This is a genomic window from Halorubrum sp. CBA1229 (assembly GCF_003721435.2).
Classification (GTDB): domain Archaea; phylum Halobacteriota; class Halobacteria; order Halobacteriales; family Haloferacaceae; genus Halorubrum.
This window is the reverse complement of record NZ_CP054585.1, coordinates 1164183-1177499: the sequence shown is the minus strand read 5'-3', so window position 1 is coordinate 1177499 and position 13317 is coordinate 1164183. Positions and strand designations below refer to the sequence as shown.

The 13317-nt window shown below is 74.6% G+C and carries 12 protein-coding genes; 2 read left to right on the top strand and 10 right to left on the bottom strand.

The window, feature by feature from the left end; genetic code table 11:
* Positions 1-67: 67 nt before the first annotated feature.
* The 10 genes from Hrr1229_RS05975 to Hrr1229_RS05930 form a co-directional block, all read right to left on the bottom strand.
* Positions 68-985 (bottom strand): NAD-dependent epimerase/dehydratase family protein, encoded by a 918-nt coding sequence (locus Hrr1229_RS05975; RefSeq protein WP_123113743.1) that lies wholly within the window; start codon positions 983-985, stop codon positions 68-70.
* Positions 982-1443, bottom strand: a complete 462-nt coding sequence (locus Hrr1229_RS05970) for a DUF5791 family protein (protein ID WP_123113744.1) — start codon at positions 1441-1443, stop codon at positions 982-984. The genes Hrr1229_RS05975 and Hrr1229_RS05970 overlap by 4 nt, the downstream gene beginning before the upstream one ends.
* A 68-nt stretch (positions 1444-1511) precedes the next feature.
* Positions 1512-4757, bottom strand: a complete 3246-nt coding sequence (locus tag Hrr1229_RS05965) for a hypothetical protein (RefSeq protein ID WP_255212569.1) — start codon at positions 4755-4757, stop codon at positions 1512-1514.
* Between the two features lie 2 nt (positions 4758-4759).
* Positions 4760-5437 carry a hypothetical protein gene (locus tag Hrr1229_RS05960; RefSeq protein ID WP_123113746.1) on the bottom strand — a complete coding sequence of 226 codons (678 nt, stop codon included), beginning with the start codon at positions 5435-5437 and terminating at the stop codon, positions 4760-4762.
* Positions 5434-5874 (bottom strand): hypothetical protein, encoded by a 441-nt coding sequence (locus Hrr1229_RS05955; RefSeq protein WP_123113747.1) that lies wholly within the window; start codon positions 5872-5874, stop codon positions 5434-5436. The genes Hrr1229_RS05960 and Hrr1229_RS05955 overlap by 4 nt, the downstream gene beginning before the upstream one ends.
* Positions 5855-6343 carry a hypothetical protein gene (locus Hrr1229_RS05950; RefSeq protein ID WP_123113748.1) on the bottom strand — a complete coding sequence of 163 codons (489 nt, stop codon included), beginning with the start codon at positions 6341-6343 and terminating at the stop codon, positions 5855-5857. The genes Hrr1229_RS05955 and Hrr1229_RS05950 overlap by 20 nt, the downstream gene beginning before the upstream one ends.
* Before the next feature lie 57 nt (positions 6344-6400).
* Entirely contained in the window at positions 6401-8227 is a 1827-nt protein-coding gene (locus Hrr1229_RS05945; RefSeq protein WP_123113749.1) for a type II secretion system protein, read from the bottom strand.
* Positions 8224-10149 (bottom strand): ATPase, T2SS/T4P/T4SS family, encoded by a 1926-nt coding sequence (locus Hrr1229_RS05940; protein WP_123113750.1) that lies wholly within the window; start codon positions 10147-10149, stop codon positions 8224-8226. Before Hrr1229_RS05940 ends, Hrr1229_RS05945 begins: the two co-directional genes overlap by 4 nt.
* Before the next feature lie 33 nt (positions 10150-10182).
* Complete coding sequence (locus tag Hrr1229_RS05935; RefSeq protein WP_123113751.1) at positions 10183-10665, bottom strand: hypothetical protein; 483 nt, start codon at positions 10663-10665, stop codon at positions 10183-10185.
* Positions 10666-10725: 60 nt separating this feature from the next.
* Positions 10726-11340 carry a hypothetical protein gene (locus Hrr1229_RS05930; RefSeq protein WP_123113752.1) on the bottom strand — a complete coding sequence of 205 codons (615 nt, stop codon included), beginning with the start codon at positions 11338-11340 and terminating at the stop codon, positions 10726-10728.
* A 75-nt stretch (positions 11341-11415) separates the two neighbouring features.
* Here Hrr1229_RS05930 and Hrr1229_RS05925 point away from each other — a divergent pair, with 75 nt between their 5' ends.
* Both Hrr1229_RS05925 and Hrr1229_RS05920 read left to right on the top strand, forming a co-directional pair.
* A complete protein-coding gene (locus Hrr1229_RS05925) occupies positions 11416-12495 on the top strand; it encodes a tubulin/FtsZ family protein (RefSeq protein ID WP_123113753.1) in 1080 nt (359 codons plus the stop codon).
* 115 nt (positions 12496-12610) lie between these two features.
* Positions 12611-13309, top strand: a complete 699-nt coding sequence (locus Hrr1229_RS05920; protein WP_123113754.1) for a phosphoglycerol geranylgeranyltransferase — start codon at positions 12611-12613, stop codon at positions 13307-13309.
* The last annotated feature ends 8 nt before the right edge of the window (positions 13310-13317 follow it).

The following is a 13317-nucleotide window of genomic DNA, read 5'->3' as shown; positions in this document are numbered from 1 at the left end:
CCCTCCCCCCACATGAAGGTTCGTTACTGTTCCGACCGGTCGACAACGACGGGACCGGGCGCCGCGCTCACTCCTCGGGTCCGCCGAACGACCGCACCGCGTCGCGGTATCCCTCGCGGAAGGTCGGGTACGCGAACTCGTAGCCGAGCGCACGCAACCGGTCGTTCGAGCAGCGCTTGCTCGTGCGGATCCGCCGTTCGGCGGCCGCGGAGAGCTCTCCGGCCGCGATCCGTTCGGCCTTCGACCGCTTCTCCGGCCGCGGGACGCCGCACTCGTCGGCGAGCCAGTCGGCGAACGCGTGCTTGTCGATCGGCTCGCCGTCGACCACCACGACGGGCTCGCCGCGAGCGCGATCGGTCTCGAGGAGGTACCGAATCGCCCCCGCGGCGTCGTCCCGATGGACCATGTTGAGGTAGCCGGCGGTGACGGGGCCCTCGACGTACCGCTCCAGCCGGTACCGGTCCGGTCCGTACAGCCCCGCGAACCGGGCGACGGTCCCGTCGATCCCGGCGTCTCCGGCCGTCTCCAGCGCGATCCGCTCCGCCTCGGCGAGCACCCGCGTCTTCTCGGTGGTGGGGTCGATCGGCGTCTCCTCGTCGACCCACGCGCCGTCGTGGTCGCCGTACACGCCCGTCGACGACGTGTAGACGAGCCTGTCCGGCGGCGACGACCGCGCGGCGTACGCCTCGATCACGTTCCGGAGCCCGTCCACGTACACCTCGCGGGCCGCCTCTGCGCCGCGTCCCCCGGAGCTGGCCGCGAAGACGACGGCGTCCGCGTCGGGAAGCGCGTCGAGCGACGCCGGGTCGGTCGCGTCCGCTCGCACCGCATCAACCTCGCCGCCGTCGACACGCTCTCCGACCGCTTCGACGGCGTCGAGGCCGGCGTCCGATCGCCGCACGCCCGTCACCGCGTGGCCCCGCTCGGCGAGCTGCTCGGCGAGTTCGAGTCCGACGTAGCCGCAGCCGACGACGACGACTCTCATCGCTTGCGGCGCTCGATGACCGCCATGACCTCCGCGAGCTGTCCCACCGTCATCCCGGCGCGGCCCTCCAGCGCCTGTTGAACCTCCTGTCCGGTGAGATCCGCGTCGATCGCCGCCGCGAGGGTGTCGACGTCGAGCACCGCCGTCGCCATCCCCATCAGCAGGTGGTCGCGCAGCTCCGCGACGACCGCGTCGGCGTCGCGGTCGGCCGTCACGGCGACGATCGCCGCCGCGTCGGTGACGCTGATTCCCGACACGTCGCCCGCGGCGGCCGCCTCGATCGACGCCTCATCGACGTCGGTTTCGTCTCTCATGCGCTCCCGGCCGGCCTCGGCCACCGACTCGCTCAGTAGCGCCTCGAACGCCGAGCGCAGCGCCGCCGGGGTCACCTCGTCCGCGTCGGCATCGGCGACGCCGGCCCCGGAGACCCTCCCGTCTTCGACGACCTCGTGAAACATGGTCGCCCTCGGTCGGCGTCTCTCAAAACGGCTGCGGTCGACTCACGGGAGCGACGGCCGCGGCCGGTTCACGAGGCTGTACACGCGCCGTCGCCTCCGCGTGACGCCTCTGCCACGCCCGGACACGGCCACCCGTCCGAGGTCTCGTCCCGAGTGCCGTCGACGTCGCCGACGCCCGGCGGGCCGGCGGGCACCGCCACCGCGACGACGGTCTCCGTCTCGAACCGGACCGGCTCCGTCGCCCCGAGGCGAACCGCCTCCCCGTCGAGTTCGAGCCGCACGTCGCCCTCCTGTCGAACGTACTCGAACGATTCCGTCGGCGTGCCGACGTCGGCGCGGAGCGCGAATCGCGGGTACTCCCCGCGGACCTGCACCCGCCAGGCGTTCAGCGTCGCTACCCAGTAGCCGGGGACCGGCGCGACCGGCACCCCCGCGCCGACGCTCCGAGCGGGCTCCAACGACCACTCCTCGCCGAGCTCTTCGGCCGCTCTCTCGCTCAGCGCCCCGGTCGCGGCCTCTCCGGCGCGCTTGGCCTCGTTCTCGATCGCGCTTTCCATACGGTCTCTGAGCAGGGCCCGCGCCCCGTCCGTCGACCGCTTCACGAAGCGCGTCCGGACGCGCGCCTCGTCACGACCGGCCGCTCGCCGGGTCTCGACGCGGAGGTGCGCGGCCAGCGACGCCTCCGACGCGGTCGAGAGCGACCCGGCAGAAGCGACCTCGCTCGCGACCCGCTCGGCGTACTCCCCGTCCGCGACCGCGGCCGCTCGGTCGCCCGCGGAATCGTAGGACGCGGCGGCCGCGCCGATCGCGTCGCGTCGCTGCTCGCGCGACAGCGACGTTCGGTCCCCGACCACGCCTACGAGCTCGCTATCGACGGCGCGCAGCGATCCGTCCACCCGTTCCGCGAGCGCCTCGCGGTCGGCGCGGAGGTCCGGGTCGTCGCCCGCCGCCAGCGCCTCGTCAGCGAGCAGGAGCGCGCGTCCGGCGGTGCCGATCCGGACCGTCTCACCGGCTCCGAGGAGGCGGTCCACGATCCCGCTCGACAGCTCGCCGTACGGCACGGTGGCGTAGTTCACGTTGCGGACGGCGAGCGGTCGCGTCGATCCGCCGCCCCCGCCCTCCACCCGTTCGCCCTCGACCGTCGTCCGCGGGAGGTACCCCGGAGACCCGCGCGGCGAGAACGTCACCGCGCCGCCGGGCCCGTCGCCGGCGACCGTGTACGTGCCCGGATCCTTGGCGGCCTCGCGTGCGGCGATCGCCTCGCCGACTGACGGGCCGCCGAACGCGCCGTCCACCCGATCGAGAAACCCGTCCGTCGCAGTCTCGCGATCGTCTGCGGCCGTCTCCAGTTCCTCGATAACGGCATCGACGTACGCCGCGCGGGCGGCGACCCGCGCCCGGTCGGTCGCGCCGTCGTACGTCGCCGGCGCGTCGACGAGCGCCGCCCGACGGTTGCGGATCACGTCCGCGAGCTCGGCGTACGGCTCAGCCTCGCCGACCGTCGCCGCCTCCATCGACGCGTCGGTCTCGAACTCCCTGACCTCGGCGGCGAGCGCGGCGACGTCCGCGGCGATCCGGTCTCGTTCGTCGTCAGACGGCGACCCGTGGACGACCGTCGACTCGTCGATGTCGCCGCTCTGGACGGCGTCGCGTGCCAGCCGGTCGACGCCGACCGCCGTTCTGACGCCGAGCGCCGAGCGCGCGGCCGCCGGCGTTCCGCGCAGGTCTGCGACGTCGTCCGGGCTCCCGGCTCCGAACGTCGCGGCGGGCCGGTCCGGCGCGCCGTCGGTCGGCGCGTGCCGGCCCGTCACCGAGACCCGGACCCGGTAGCGGTCCGTCGCCTCGTCGCTCGTGGTCGCCCGGTGGACGGTCCGATCGACGACGCTCCCGTTCGGGCCCCGCTCTATGACCTCCCGTTCCCACGTCGCGGTCGCCTCGCGCTCGACCGTCACGTCGCGGCTCGCGTCACCGAAGGAGACCGTCTCCCCGGGATCGACGACTCCCGAGGGAACTCCCCGCGGCACGTCGCTCCCCGAGACGCCCGTCAGGCGTTCCGACCGCGACACGTCGACGCGCTCCCACTCCCCGGCCGCCGTGTCCGGAACCGGCGGTGAGACCCGTCCGCCGTCCGCGACCTGCGCCGTCGCGGTCTCCACGTCGGCCTCGACGCGGTACGCGCCCTCGATCACCGCGTCGAGATCGTCGTGGACGCGGGTCGCTCCGACGTCCGCCGCATGTCCGACCGGGACTGACGTCTCCTCGTCGGTCCGGTCTCGCTTCGGCTCGAACGCGGCGTCCTCGCTCGCGTCCCCGTTCGAGACCGTGTCGAGATCCCCTCGCGACGCGGAGGTACCGGACCCCGTCGGCGTCGGTGCCCCGAGCACGGCGTCGGTCCACGAGGCCTCCTTGAGCCCGGTCGGCGCGAGGAGGTCGGTCGCGCCGGTGCGCGCCGTCGCCCGCGCCACCCCGCCGCGGGCGTCCGGGTCGCTCGTCCCGAAGACGGCCCGCTGGGTCCGGACGATCCCCGCGTTCGTCGACAGCTCCACGTGTCGATTCGCGAGGACGTTCTCGACCGGCGCGCCGGCGTACTGCGCGTATCCTCGCGCCCACGTCATCGGATAGAGGCTCGCGGTGAGCTGTCGCCCGAGCCCGGGCCCTTCGACCGGACCCCTGTCGAGCCGCTCCTCGAACCGCTCCGTCCGCTCGTGGGCGGCGAGCGTCGGCACGGCCACCACGACGGTCCTGTTCTCGGTGCGGTCCACGACCGTTCGTCCGTCTCGGGTCGCGGTCGTTTCGACCCCCTCGAAGGTCACGCGCGTGGCCGTCCCGTTCGCCGCCGGCTCGACGCGCACGCGGTCGCGGGCCGCGGCGAGGTCCCCCCGGTCCTCGACCGCCGGGAGTGACGCCGTCGCCGTCACCGTTCCGACCTCGGCGTCGACCGCGGAGAGCGCGTCTGCGCCGGCGACCGCGAGCCGGATCCGGAACGCGTCCTCGAAAGCGGACCCGTCGCGCACCGCCGCGGTTCCGGTGCCGGCCTTCGGCGCCCGCGTCACCGGCTCGGCCGCCGCGTCGTGCGCCGCCTCGCGCGCCGCGGCCCGCAGCGCGGCGGTGGCGTCCGCGTCGACGCGCTCGACCGCCCGCTCGACGCTCCGGTCCTCGCCGATGAGCCCCTGGTCCGCGACTCCCGCGGCGTACGTCGTGCTCGACACGAGGAGCAGCACACCGATCAGCGCGAAGGGGACGCGCGCCCGCTCGTCGACTGTGAAGCGCCGTCCGTTCCGCTCGCCGTCGAACGTCTCGGTGCGTGCTGGCACGCTCACCACCTCCGCACGACGATCCGGACCGGTTCGTCCGTCTCGGCCCCGCTCGGCGCCGGGTGCGACACGACCGCCGTCGCGACGTCGGCGTTCCGCGGCGGCTCGGGACCGACGGCGACCGTCCCCACGCTCTCCGTCGTCGACCGGCGTTCATCGTTCTGCCGCGGTCCGATAGCGGTACCCATCCGATGAGGGGCTCGCGGCGCGTTCGGCGTCCCGGCCGCGGCTATCGGGCCGGTCGACCGCCGAACGACGCGGTGGTCCGCGGCGCGTCGGTCGGTGGCCGCCCGCTCCGCGTCGCCCTCGGCGCTCGCGTCCGTCGGTACCGTCGCGTCGATCCGCGTCCTTCCGTCGATTCCCGCGGCGACGACCTCCCTCGATCGCGACTCGAACGCGTTCCCAGTCGCACCGTCGTGACGCTCGACGCTATCCGATCCCCCGGCGCCCGCGACGAGCAGCGCGAGCAGCTCGGCCCGCGTCGCGTGTACCGTCCGGGTCCCGTTCGCCGCCTCAGGCGTCCGATATCGCACGGTCAGCGTTTCGGTCACCAGTCGGTCGGCCGTCTCGTCGGCGGTCGGTGCCGGCCCCCCGACATCGCCGCCGACGCCACCGAGCGCGACGACGCTCGCCGACACACACAAGAGCAGGACCGTCACGTCGAGCACGGTGCTCGTCACCGGCGGATCACCACGCGAAGCGTCCCGCGGACGTTCCGGCCCGGAGCGACCCGTACGGTGACCGCGCGCTCGGCGACTGCCGCGGCACTGCCGTCTCCGACTGCGGCGGGCTCGGGCGCCGAGGTGCCCGACTCGATCCGCCACGTTGCCCCGTCGGCGATCACGGTCACCGTCGTCGCAGAGCGAAATCCCTCGACGTCGCGAAGCCGGTCCGGCTCAACGACACCGCCGACCGTGATCTCTCTCTCGATTCGGTCGAGAGTCGGCTCGGCGGCCGGCCGCTCCCGATCGACCGTCGCGCCGTCGAGCGCGACGGTGTACAGCCCCAACGCCGCGCCGACGGCCAGCACCGCAACGAGCGCGGCGAGCGGCTCGACCGCGGCGCGGTCCGCGGCCGCGTCCCGATCGTCGGACGATTCACCCGACGAGCGTGACATGCACTCCTCCGTAGTGAACCCGTCTCACGGTGAGCCGCTCCGGCGCCGGTCGCCACTCGTGATCGGCCCTCCGCGCGCGCTCCGCCGCCGCCGCCAAGATGTTCGGATCGTCGAACGCGGCGTCCGGCGGAACGCCGTCGAGCACTCGGCGGAGCCGGTCGTCGCCGGTCCCGCCTCGTCCGCTCGGCGGAACCGGTGTTATCCGCGGGGCGTGAAGCGGAGCCCGAGCGCTCCCGCCGTCCCCGTCGAGGGAGACCGACCGCGGCGTGAGCCGGATCCGATCCGCCGCGACCCCGTGTTCCGCCGTCGCGGGATACTCTCCGTTCGCGACCGTTTCGACCGTGTGTGCGACGCCCGCCGCGTCCGGCGGCGGTGACGCCGGAAGCGTCGCGGCGACGCCGGCCGTCGCGACGCTCACCACGGCGAGACCGAGCCACGCGTACGTCGCGTCGAGGTTCGTCTCGAACACGGAGCGGCTGGCCGCGGCTTGGTATTTAAAACGTCGCCCGTGGACGCGAGTCGGCCGCTACAGCAGCGCCCCCGCCCCGGCGAACGCGACGAGGTACGTCGCCGTCGCGGTCGGCAGCGCGATCCCGACGCGGTAGGCCACCAGCGTCCGGTCGAAGCCCCGCTCGAGCCCGGTCGCCAGCGCGGTGAGCAGCGCCGCGAGGATCAGCACGTAGGTCCCGACGACCCGACCGAGCATCGGGACCGAGAGCGTTCCGGCCCCGCCCGATCCGCCGGCGGAACTCCCCGCCGTTTCGGCCGCACCGGTCCCCTCGACGCCGGCGGTGCCGCCGCCGAGTCCGAGGGCGTCCGCACCGGCGGTCGCTCCGGCGTCCAGCCCGCCGACGTCGACGGTATCGATCCCCGTTGCGAGCGCGACCGTCGCGCCGCCGACGAGCGGCGCGAACACCGCGGCGGTGTTCGTCAGCGTGCTCGTCACAGTCGCCAGCTGGCGTCGTGCGTCGGTCTCCAGCGCCCGGAGCTCCTCCAGCTGATCGGCGAGTTCGAGGAGCACGTCGCCCGCCGGGCGGCCCTCCCGCGCGGCGACGGCGAGCAGGGCGACCGCCCCGCGGACCCGCGGCGACGGGACCGGGACGGCCGGGCCGCCTCGGCCGAGGAACGCCTCCCGCACGCTCACGCGGAGGGTTTCGCTTCGACGGCCCGAGCGCTCGAACAGCTCTCCGGTCGCGCCGTCGAGTCGCTCGCCGGCGTTCGCGATCGCCGTCTCGACGGCGACCCCCTCGGCCACGTCGCCGCCGATGACCGTCATGGCGTCGGGGAGCCCGCGTTCGACGTCGCGGATCTCCGAGAGCGCAGCACGCCGGTGTCGCACGCCGACGAGGAGCGCGGCCCCCGCTCCGACGCCGACGCCGGCCACGGGCGCGGCCCACCCGGCGACCAGCCGCGCGGCGAGCACGGCCGCGACGACTCCGGTGAGCACGCCGACCACGGCGGCGTGTCGCGCCCGCTCCGGCACGTCGGGGTGGTCGCCGTCGATCGACGGCGGCGCGAACGCGACCGGTCTGCGCGAGAGCAGCCACGCCGACGCGGCGAGCAGCCCGGCGGGGAGCACGCCGAGATACAGTCCGACGACGACGGCCGACCCGACCGGAACGCCGGACGCGGCCGCCGCGGGCAGCAGAGCGATCAGGGCCAGCGGGAGGAGCACTCCGAAGGCGTACAGCGCCGAGACCGGGCCGCGGACCTCGCCGACGAACGACGCGAGCCGGTCGGTCGTCCCGGCGATGGTCGCGTCGAGCGCGCGGTCCAGACAGCGTCCTCGCCGCTCCGCCGGCGCCGACGCGGCCGTTCGGACCAGCGCTGCGGCGCGGTCGATCGCCGGGAACCACGGCCGCCACTCGCGGGCGAACGAGCGGAGCCCGCTCGTCGGTCCGTCCGCGCTCCCCCGCTCGTGGCGCGCCAGCCCGTCGGCGAGCGGTCCGTCTCCGGTGCGGGCGGCGAACCGGACGGCGCGCTCCGCAGAGGGGTCCAGCCGCATCCGCAACACGAGGCGGCCGACGAGCCCGGGCGCGGCACCGAGCGCCCGCGTCCGTCGGAGTTCGGCGAGCCACACCGGCGCCCGATGGACAGCGTGCGTCGCCGCCAATCCCCCGGCGAGCCCGCCGAGCGCTCCCGGAACGGGACCGACGCCGACGGAGAGCGCGACGACACAGAGGAGACCGACACCGACCCCGACCCGGTGTCCGCGTTCGACGACCCGTTCGGCCGAGATCTCCCAGTCGAGGAACGCGATCGACCGTCGCAGCTCGGCCGACCCGGTCGCGCTGTCGCCGTCCGCCTCCCGACGCGCCGAGCCGTCGCCCGCGTCGGCGAGCGCCCTCGTCATTCGCCTTCACCGTCCGCGCTGACGGACTCGCTGTACCGCTCCGGACCCGTTCGCCCGGCGGCGACCGCTTCGCGGATCCGCTCGCCGCGTACCTCCGCGGCCGCCCTTGCCGCGGCGTACGATTCGTCGGTCTCCGCGAGACGCTCCACGAGCCGACTCTCGCCGCGGTCGATCCGTCCGGTCGGGGTCAACCCCTCGGCCGTGCGCTCGAACAGCGGGTCGAACGAGGCGCCGTCGCCGCGGGCGGTGACCTCGGCGATCGCGTCGACGCGGTGGTCGTCGAGCAGGACGATCAGGTCGGTCGCGGCGAACGACGACGGCGACACGCCGAGGTCGGAGACGACCCGTTCCCGGACGGCGGCCGGATCCTCTCCGTGGATCGTCCCCAGCACCGTCTCGCCGGTCGCGCCGACGCGCATCGCCTCGTAGAGCGCCTGCGCCTCCTCGCCGCGGACCTCGCCGACGACGATCGCGCCGCCGCCGAGCCGGAGCGCGGTCCGGACCGCGTCGCTCGGCGACGGCTCCGCTCCGTCGCCGACGCGGAGCCGCTGCGCGTCTCGCCCGGCGGTCGCCAGGGCGCTCGCCGGAAGTTCGGGGGTGTCCTCTATCAGTATTGACCGGGTCTCCGCGGGGAGCTCCCACAGGAGCGCGCCGAGCGCGGTCGTCTTCCCCGCGCCCCGCCCGCCGGCCACGAGGCCGGTCACGCCCCGCTCGACGGCGACGGAGAGGAAACCGGCGGCCGCCGGCGTGAGCGTTCCCGCGTCGACGAGCCGCGCGAGGGTCCACGCGTCCGGGTCGCCGCGGCGGAAGGCGAACGAGAGCCCGTCGCTGGCGGGGTCCGTCGTCGCGGCGACGCGGACGCGCCCGGCGTCCGTCTCCAGCGTCGCGTCGAGCGTGGGGCTCGCCCGGGAGAAGCCGCGCCCGCTCGTCCGTCGGAGCCGGGAGGCGAGCGTGGCGGCCCCCTCGGGCGGGAGCCTGACGTTCGTCCGACACCGCTCGCCGTCGACGACGACGCGCAGCGGGTTCTCGGTCACCGGCGCCGACAGCGTCGCGTCGCTCACTCGGTCGTCCGCGAACACGTGCTCGAACGCGCCGTAGCCGCGCGTGTGTCGCCGGAGCACCTCGGCGAGCGTCGACACCGGATCGCCGTCCTCGGCCGTCGCTCGGGCCGCGCGACCGGGCGCCCTGTCTCCGCCGGTCGCCCCGTCGAGCAGCCGGCGCTTGGCGTCGTCGAGCCGCTCGACCGCCCCGTCGTCGAGCTCCCGGACCGGCGGCGTGAGGTGGTACGTCCGGAGCGGTCCAGCCCCCTCGTACAGCCGGACGATCGCGCCGGTGTCGAGCTCCCAGCGGTCGACGAGGGCGGCCTCCGGCGGCGGCGCGGTCGCGACCCGCGCGGCCGCGATCCGCGGCCCGGCGTGCGCCCGCAGCACGTCTCCGACCTCCTCGGCTCCCTCGACGACCGTCGATAACCCCGTCTCCGCGGCGATCCGGGCGGGCGGTCCCTCGCGTCCGGTCGCTTCCCGGGCGGCGCCGACCGGGTCGCGCAGCACGCGATCGGCGAGCCGCGTCTCGTGGAAGCCGACGCGCTCGCGGAACCGCCCCGCCGCGACCAGACACGCGGCGGCCCGCCCGGCGTAGGCCCGCTCTCGACCCCGATGGCGGGTCCTAATCACGTCGGCGTCACGCTCGGACAGCGCCTCGACCGCGGTCGCCAGGCAGTCCGGGCTCTCGGCGAGGTCGCCGCGTCCGGGACACTCCTCGGCGTCGACGTCGAGCACGACCCGGTCGCCGACGCCGGTCCCGACGGGCTCCCGGAACGACGGCTCGCACCGACAGTCGCGCTCGTCGTCCGTCCACGGCAGCGCTCGCAGCGAGGGGTCGCCGTCGCCGATACGCGAAAGCGAAGGGATGTCGAGGTTCACGGCGGGCGTGCTCCCGGCATTATTTATAAACGCTCACCCGACTCTGGCGATCCGGACGGTCGGGCCGCCGTCGTCGACGAACCGGAGCGAAAGCCGGCTCTCGCCGCCCGGCCGGAGCGCGACCGCGCCCCCGTCGACGGCGACGGCGGATTCCACGCCTCCGGGGACGATCGGGACGGTCCGCTCGGGCCCGCCGCCGATCCGGTAGCGGAGCGCGACCTCCGTCTCCGTGGTGTCCGCCTCGCTGCCACCGTCGGTCTCCGCGAGCGCGACCCGGTCGATCGGCGCCGCGGCGAACCCGCTCGGGACGTCGACGGTCACCGTCGTCCGCGCGGCGAGCGCGGGGTCCGCGACGCTCACGGACCCGGAGACGAGGCCGCCGACGGCTCGCTCGACGCGGTCCGCCTCGGTGTCGAGGCGTTCGACGGTCGTCTCCGTCCGGGCGTCCTCCAAGGCCGGCATCGCCGTCGCGAGGAGGGCGACGGCGACGACGACGGTGAGGACGACGCGGATCACGGGTCGGCCGCCTCGCGGCTCGTCCGCGTCCCGGTCCGCGACCCCGCCGTACGGTCCGCCCTACAGGGACTCACGGAGTCGGTCCAGCGCCTCGTCTCGCCACGATCCGTCCGCCTCGTCGTCTCCCGCCGCGGAGTCCCAGTCGGTCGACGCTCGCGCGTCGTCTCGGCGGGCGTCGTCCGCCGGGACGGCGGCGTCGAGGGCCGCCTCGCTCGGTACCGCCTCGCCGGGGACGGCTCCCGCTGGGTCCTCGTCGGTGATGGTACCCTCGTCGGTGATGGCGGCCTCGTTCGGAAATTCGGCGTCGCCGACGGCGTCTCCGCCGCGACTCGCCCTCGCCAGCGCGAGGTCGGCCCGCCGCTCGACCTCGCGGTTAACGGCCCGGACCGATCCCACGTATCCCCTGATCGCCTGCGTGGCGGCCTCCAGTTCCTCGACGCGCGATTCGAGGTCGGCCACGCGCGACGCCAGCGCGTCGCGTTCCGCCGCGGCCGCCGCGTCGTCGCCGAGGTCCGCGACGGTCGCGTCAGACCCGGTCAGGGCGCGCTCGACCGCGCGGAGGCGCTCGTCGATCCGGTCGGCGTCGCTTCCCTTGCTCGCTTCGCCGGACTCGGCCGGGGATCGGCGCTCTCCGCGCTCTCCCGTCCGACTGCCGTCGTCGGTGGCGTTCGACATGCCCGCGACTGGCCGCGATTCCGCATTTAAATCTCGGGGGAAAGCGTAATACGCCGGATTGGTTACTCTGCAGTCATGAAGACAGTCCTCCTCGGCGTCGGGCAGGCGGGCGGGAAGCTCGCGACCGCCCTCGCGCAGTTCGACGCCGACGCCGGCTACGGCGCGGTGCTGGACGCGCTCGCGGTCAACACGGCGGCGGCGGACCTCGACCCGCTCCCGCTCGACACGGTCCTCGTCGGCCAGTCGCGGGTGAACGGCCACGGCGTCGGCGGCGACAACGAACTCGGCGCCGAGGTAATGGACGAGGACGCGATCGAGGTGCTGGACGCGCTCGCGTCGAAGGTGACCGCGGAGGCCGAGGCGCTGTTCGTGGTCGCCGGGCTCGGCGGCGGCACCGGCTCGGGCGGCGCGCCGGTGCTCGTCCGGGAGCTGAGCCGGGTGTACGACGTGCCGGTGTACGCGGTCGGCATCCTCCCCGGCCGCGACGAGGGGGCGATGTACCAAGTGAACGCGGGGCGGTCGCTGAAGACGCTGGTGCGCGAGGCGGACGCGACGGTCCTGCTCGACAACGACGCGTGGCGCTCGTCGGGGGAGTCGGTGGAGGGCGGCTTCGCCGCGATCAACGAGTCGATGGCGCGACGCGTCGGCCTCCTCCTGGCCGCCGGCGAGTCGGTCGAGGGCGTCCCCGAGTCGGTCGTCGACACGAGCGAGGTGATCAACACGCTTCGGGCCGGCGGGATGGCGGCGGTCGGGTTCGCATCGGCGCCGGCTGCGGAGGACCCCGGGGAGAACGTCACGACCGTGACCAGCGCCGTCCGGAGCGCGGTGATGACGGGGATGTCGCTCCCGAACGCGACCGACGCCGACGCCGCCCTCGTCGCCGTCGCCGGCGACCCGGACCGCATCTCGCGGAAGGGCGCGGAGAAGGCGCGCAAGTGGGTACAGGAGGAGACGGGGTCGATGCAGGTACGCGGCGGCGACTTCCCGCTCGACTCCGACCGGATCGCGGCGCTCGTGCTGCTCGCCGGCGTCGAGCGCTCTCGCCGGATCGAGGCGTTCCTCGAACGCGCCCGGCAGGCCGTCCGCGACGAGCCGGCGGAGACGCCGGACCCCGCCGAGGCCTTCCGGAACGACGAGATCGACGACCTGCTCTGAGCAGCGCGTCGGCCACCTCGGCGCGTTGGCCGGAACGACGAGCGGGGCCGCTCGTCCGGGGAGCGGCGAGATAGCTTCCGCACCTTTTTGGTGCCGCCCGGTGGAGTCGTTCCCGATGAGCAACCCGTGGGACGACTGGGACCACGTGCTGAAGGTCGATCCCGACAAGGAACTGCGGGACGGCGAGACCTTCGAGGACGTCTGCCGCACCGGAACCGACGCGATCGAGATCGGCGGGACGCTCGACGTCACCGCGGAGAAGATGACGCGCGTCGTCGACGCCGCGGCCGAGTACGACGTCCCGCTGTACCAGGAACCGTCCAACCCGGGCGTCGTCATCGACTCGCCCGCGCTCGACGGCTACCTTATCCCGACGGTGTTCAACGCCGGCGGGCCGTTCTGGATCACGGGCGCGCACAAGGAGTGGGTCCGCATCGACGACCTCGACTGGGAGCGGACCCACACGGAGGCGTACATCGTCCTCAACCCCGACGCCGCGGTCGCGCAGCTGACGGACGCGAACTGCGATCTGGCGGCCGACGACGTCGGGGCCTACGCGAAGGTCGCCGAGCGGATGTTCGGCCAAGAGATCGTCTACATCGAGTACTCGGGTACCTTCGGCGACACGGAAAAGGTCGCGGCCGCCCACGACGCGCTCGACGACGCCACCCTCTTCTACGGCGGCGGAATCTCAGACTACGAGTCCGCGAACGAGATGGCCGCCCACAGCGACGTGATCGTCGTCGGCGACCTGCTCCACGACGAGGGGGTCGACGCGGTGCGAGAGACAGTGAAGGGCGCGAAGGACGCCTGAGACGGTCG

Excerpts from the sequence above, each read along its gene's own strand:
- Hrr1229_RS05925 (WP_123113753.1), top strand. The coding sequence starts at position 11,416 with ATGAAGACAGTCCTCCTCGGCGTCGGGCAGGCGGGCGGGAAGCTCGCG.
- Hrr1229_RS05920 (WP_123113754.1), top strand. The coding sequence starts at position 12,611 with ATGAGCAACCCGTGGGACGACTGGGACCACGTGCTGAAGGTCGATCCC.
- Hrr1229_RS05945 (WP_123113749.1), bottom strand. The coding sequence starts at position 8,227 with ATGACGAGGGCGCTCGCCGACGCGGGCGACGGCTCGGCGCGTCGGGAG.
- Hrr1229_RS05975 (WP_123113743.1), bottom strand. The coding sequence starts at position 985 with ATGAGAGTCGTCGTCGTCGGCTGCGGCTACGTCGGACTCGAACTCGCC.
- Hrr1229_RS05970 (WP_123113744.1), bottom strand. The coding sequence starts at position 1,443 with ATGTTTCACGAGGTCGTCGAAGACGGGAGGGTCTCCGGGGCCGGCGTC.
- Hrr1229_RS05955 (WP_123113747.1), bottom strand. The coding sequence starts at position 5,874 with ATGTCACGCTCGTCGGGTGAATCGTCCGACGATCGGGACGCGGCCGCG.
- Hrr1229_RS05930 (WP_123113752.1), bottom strand. The coding sequence starts at position 11,340 with ATGTCGAACGCCACCGACGACGGCAGTCGGACGGGAGAGCGCGGAGAG.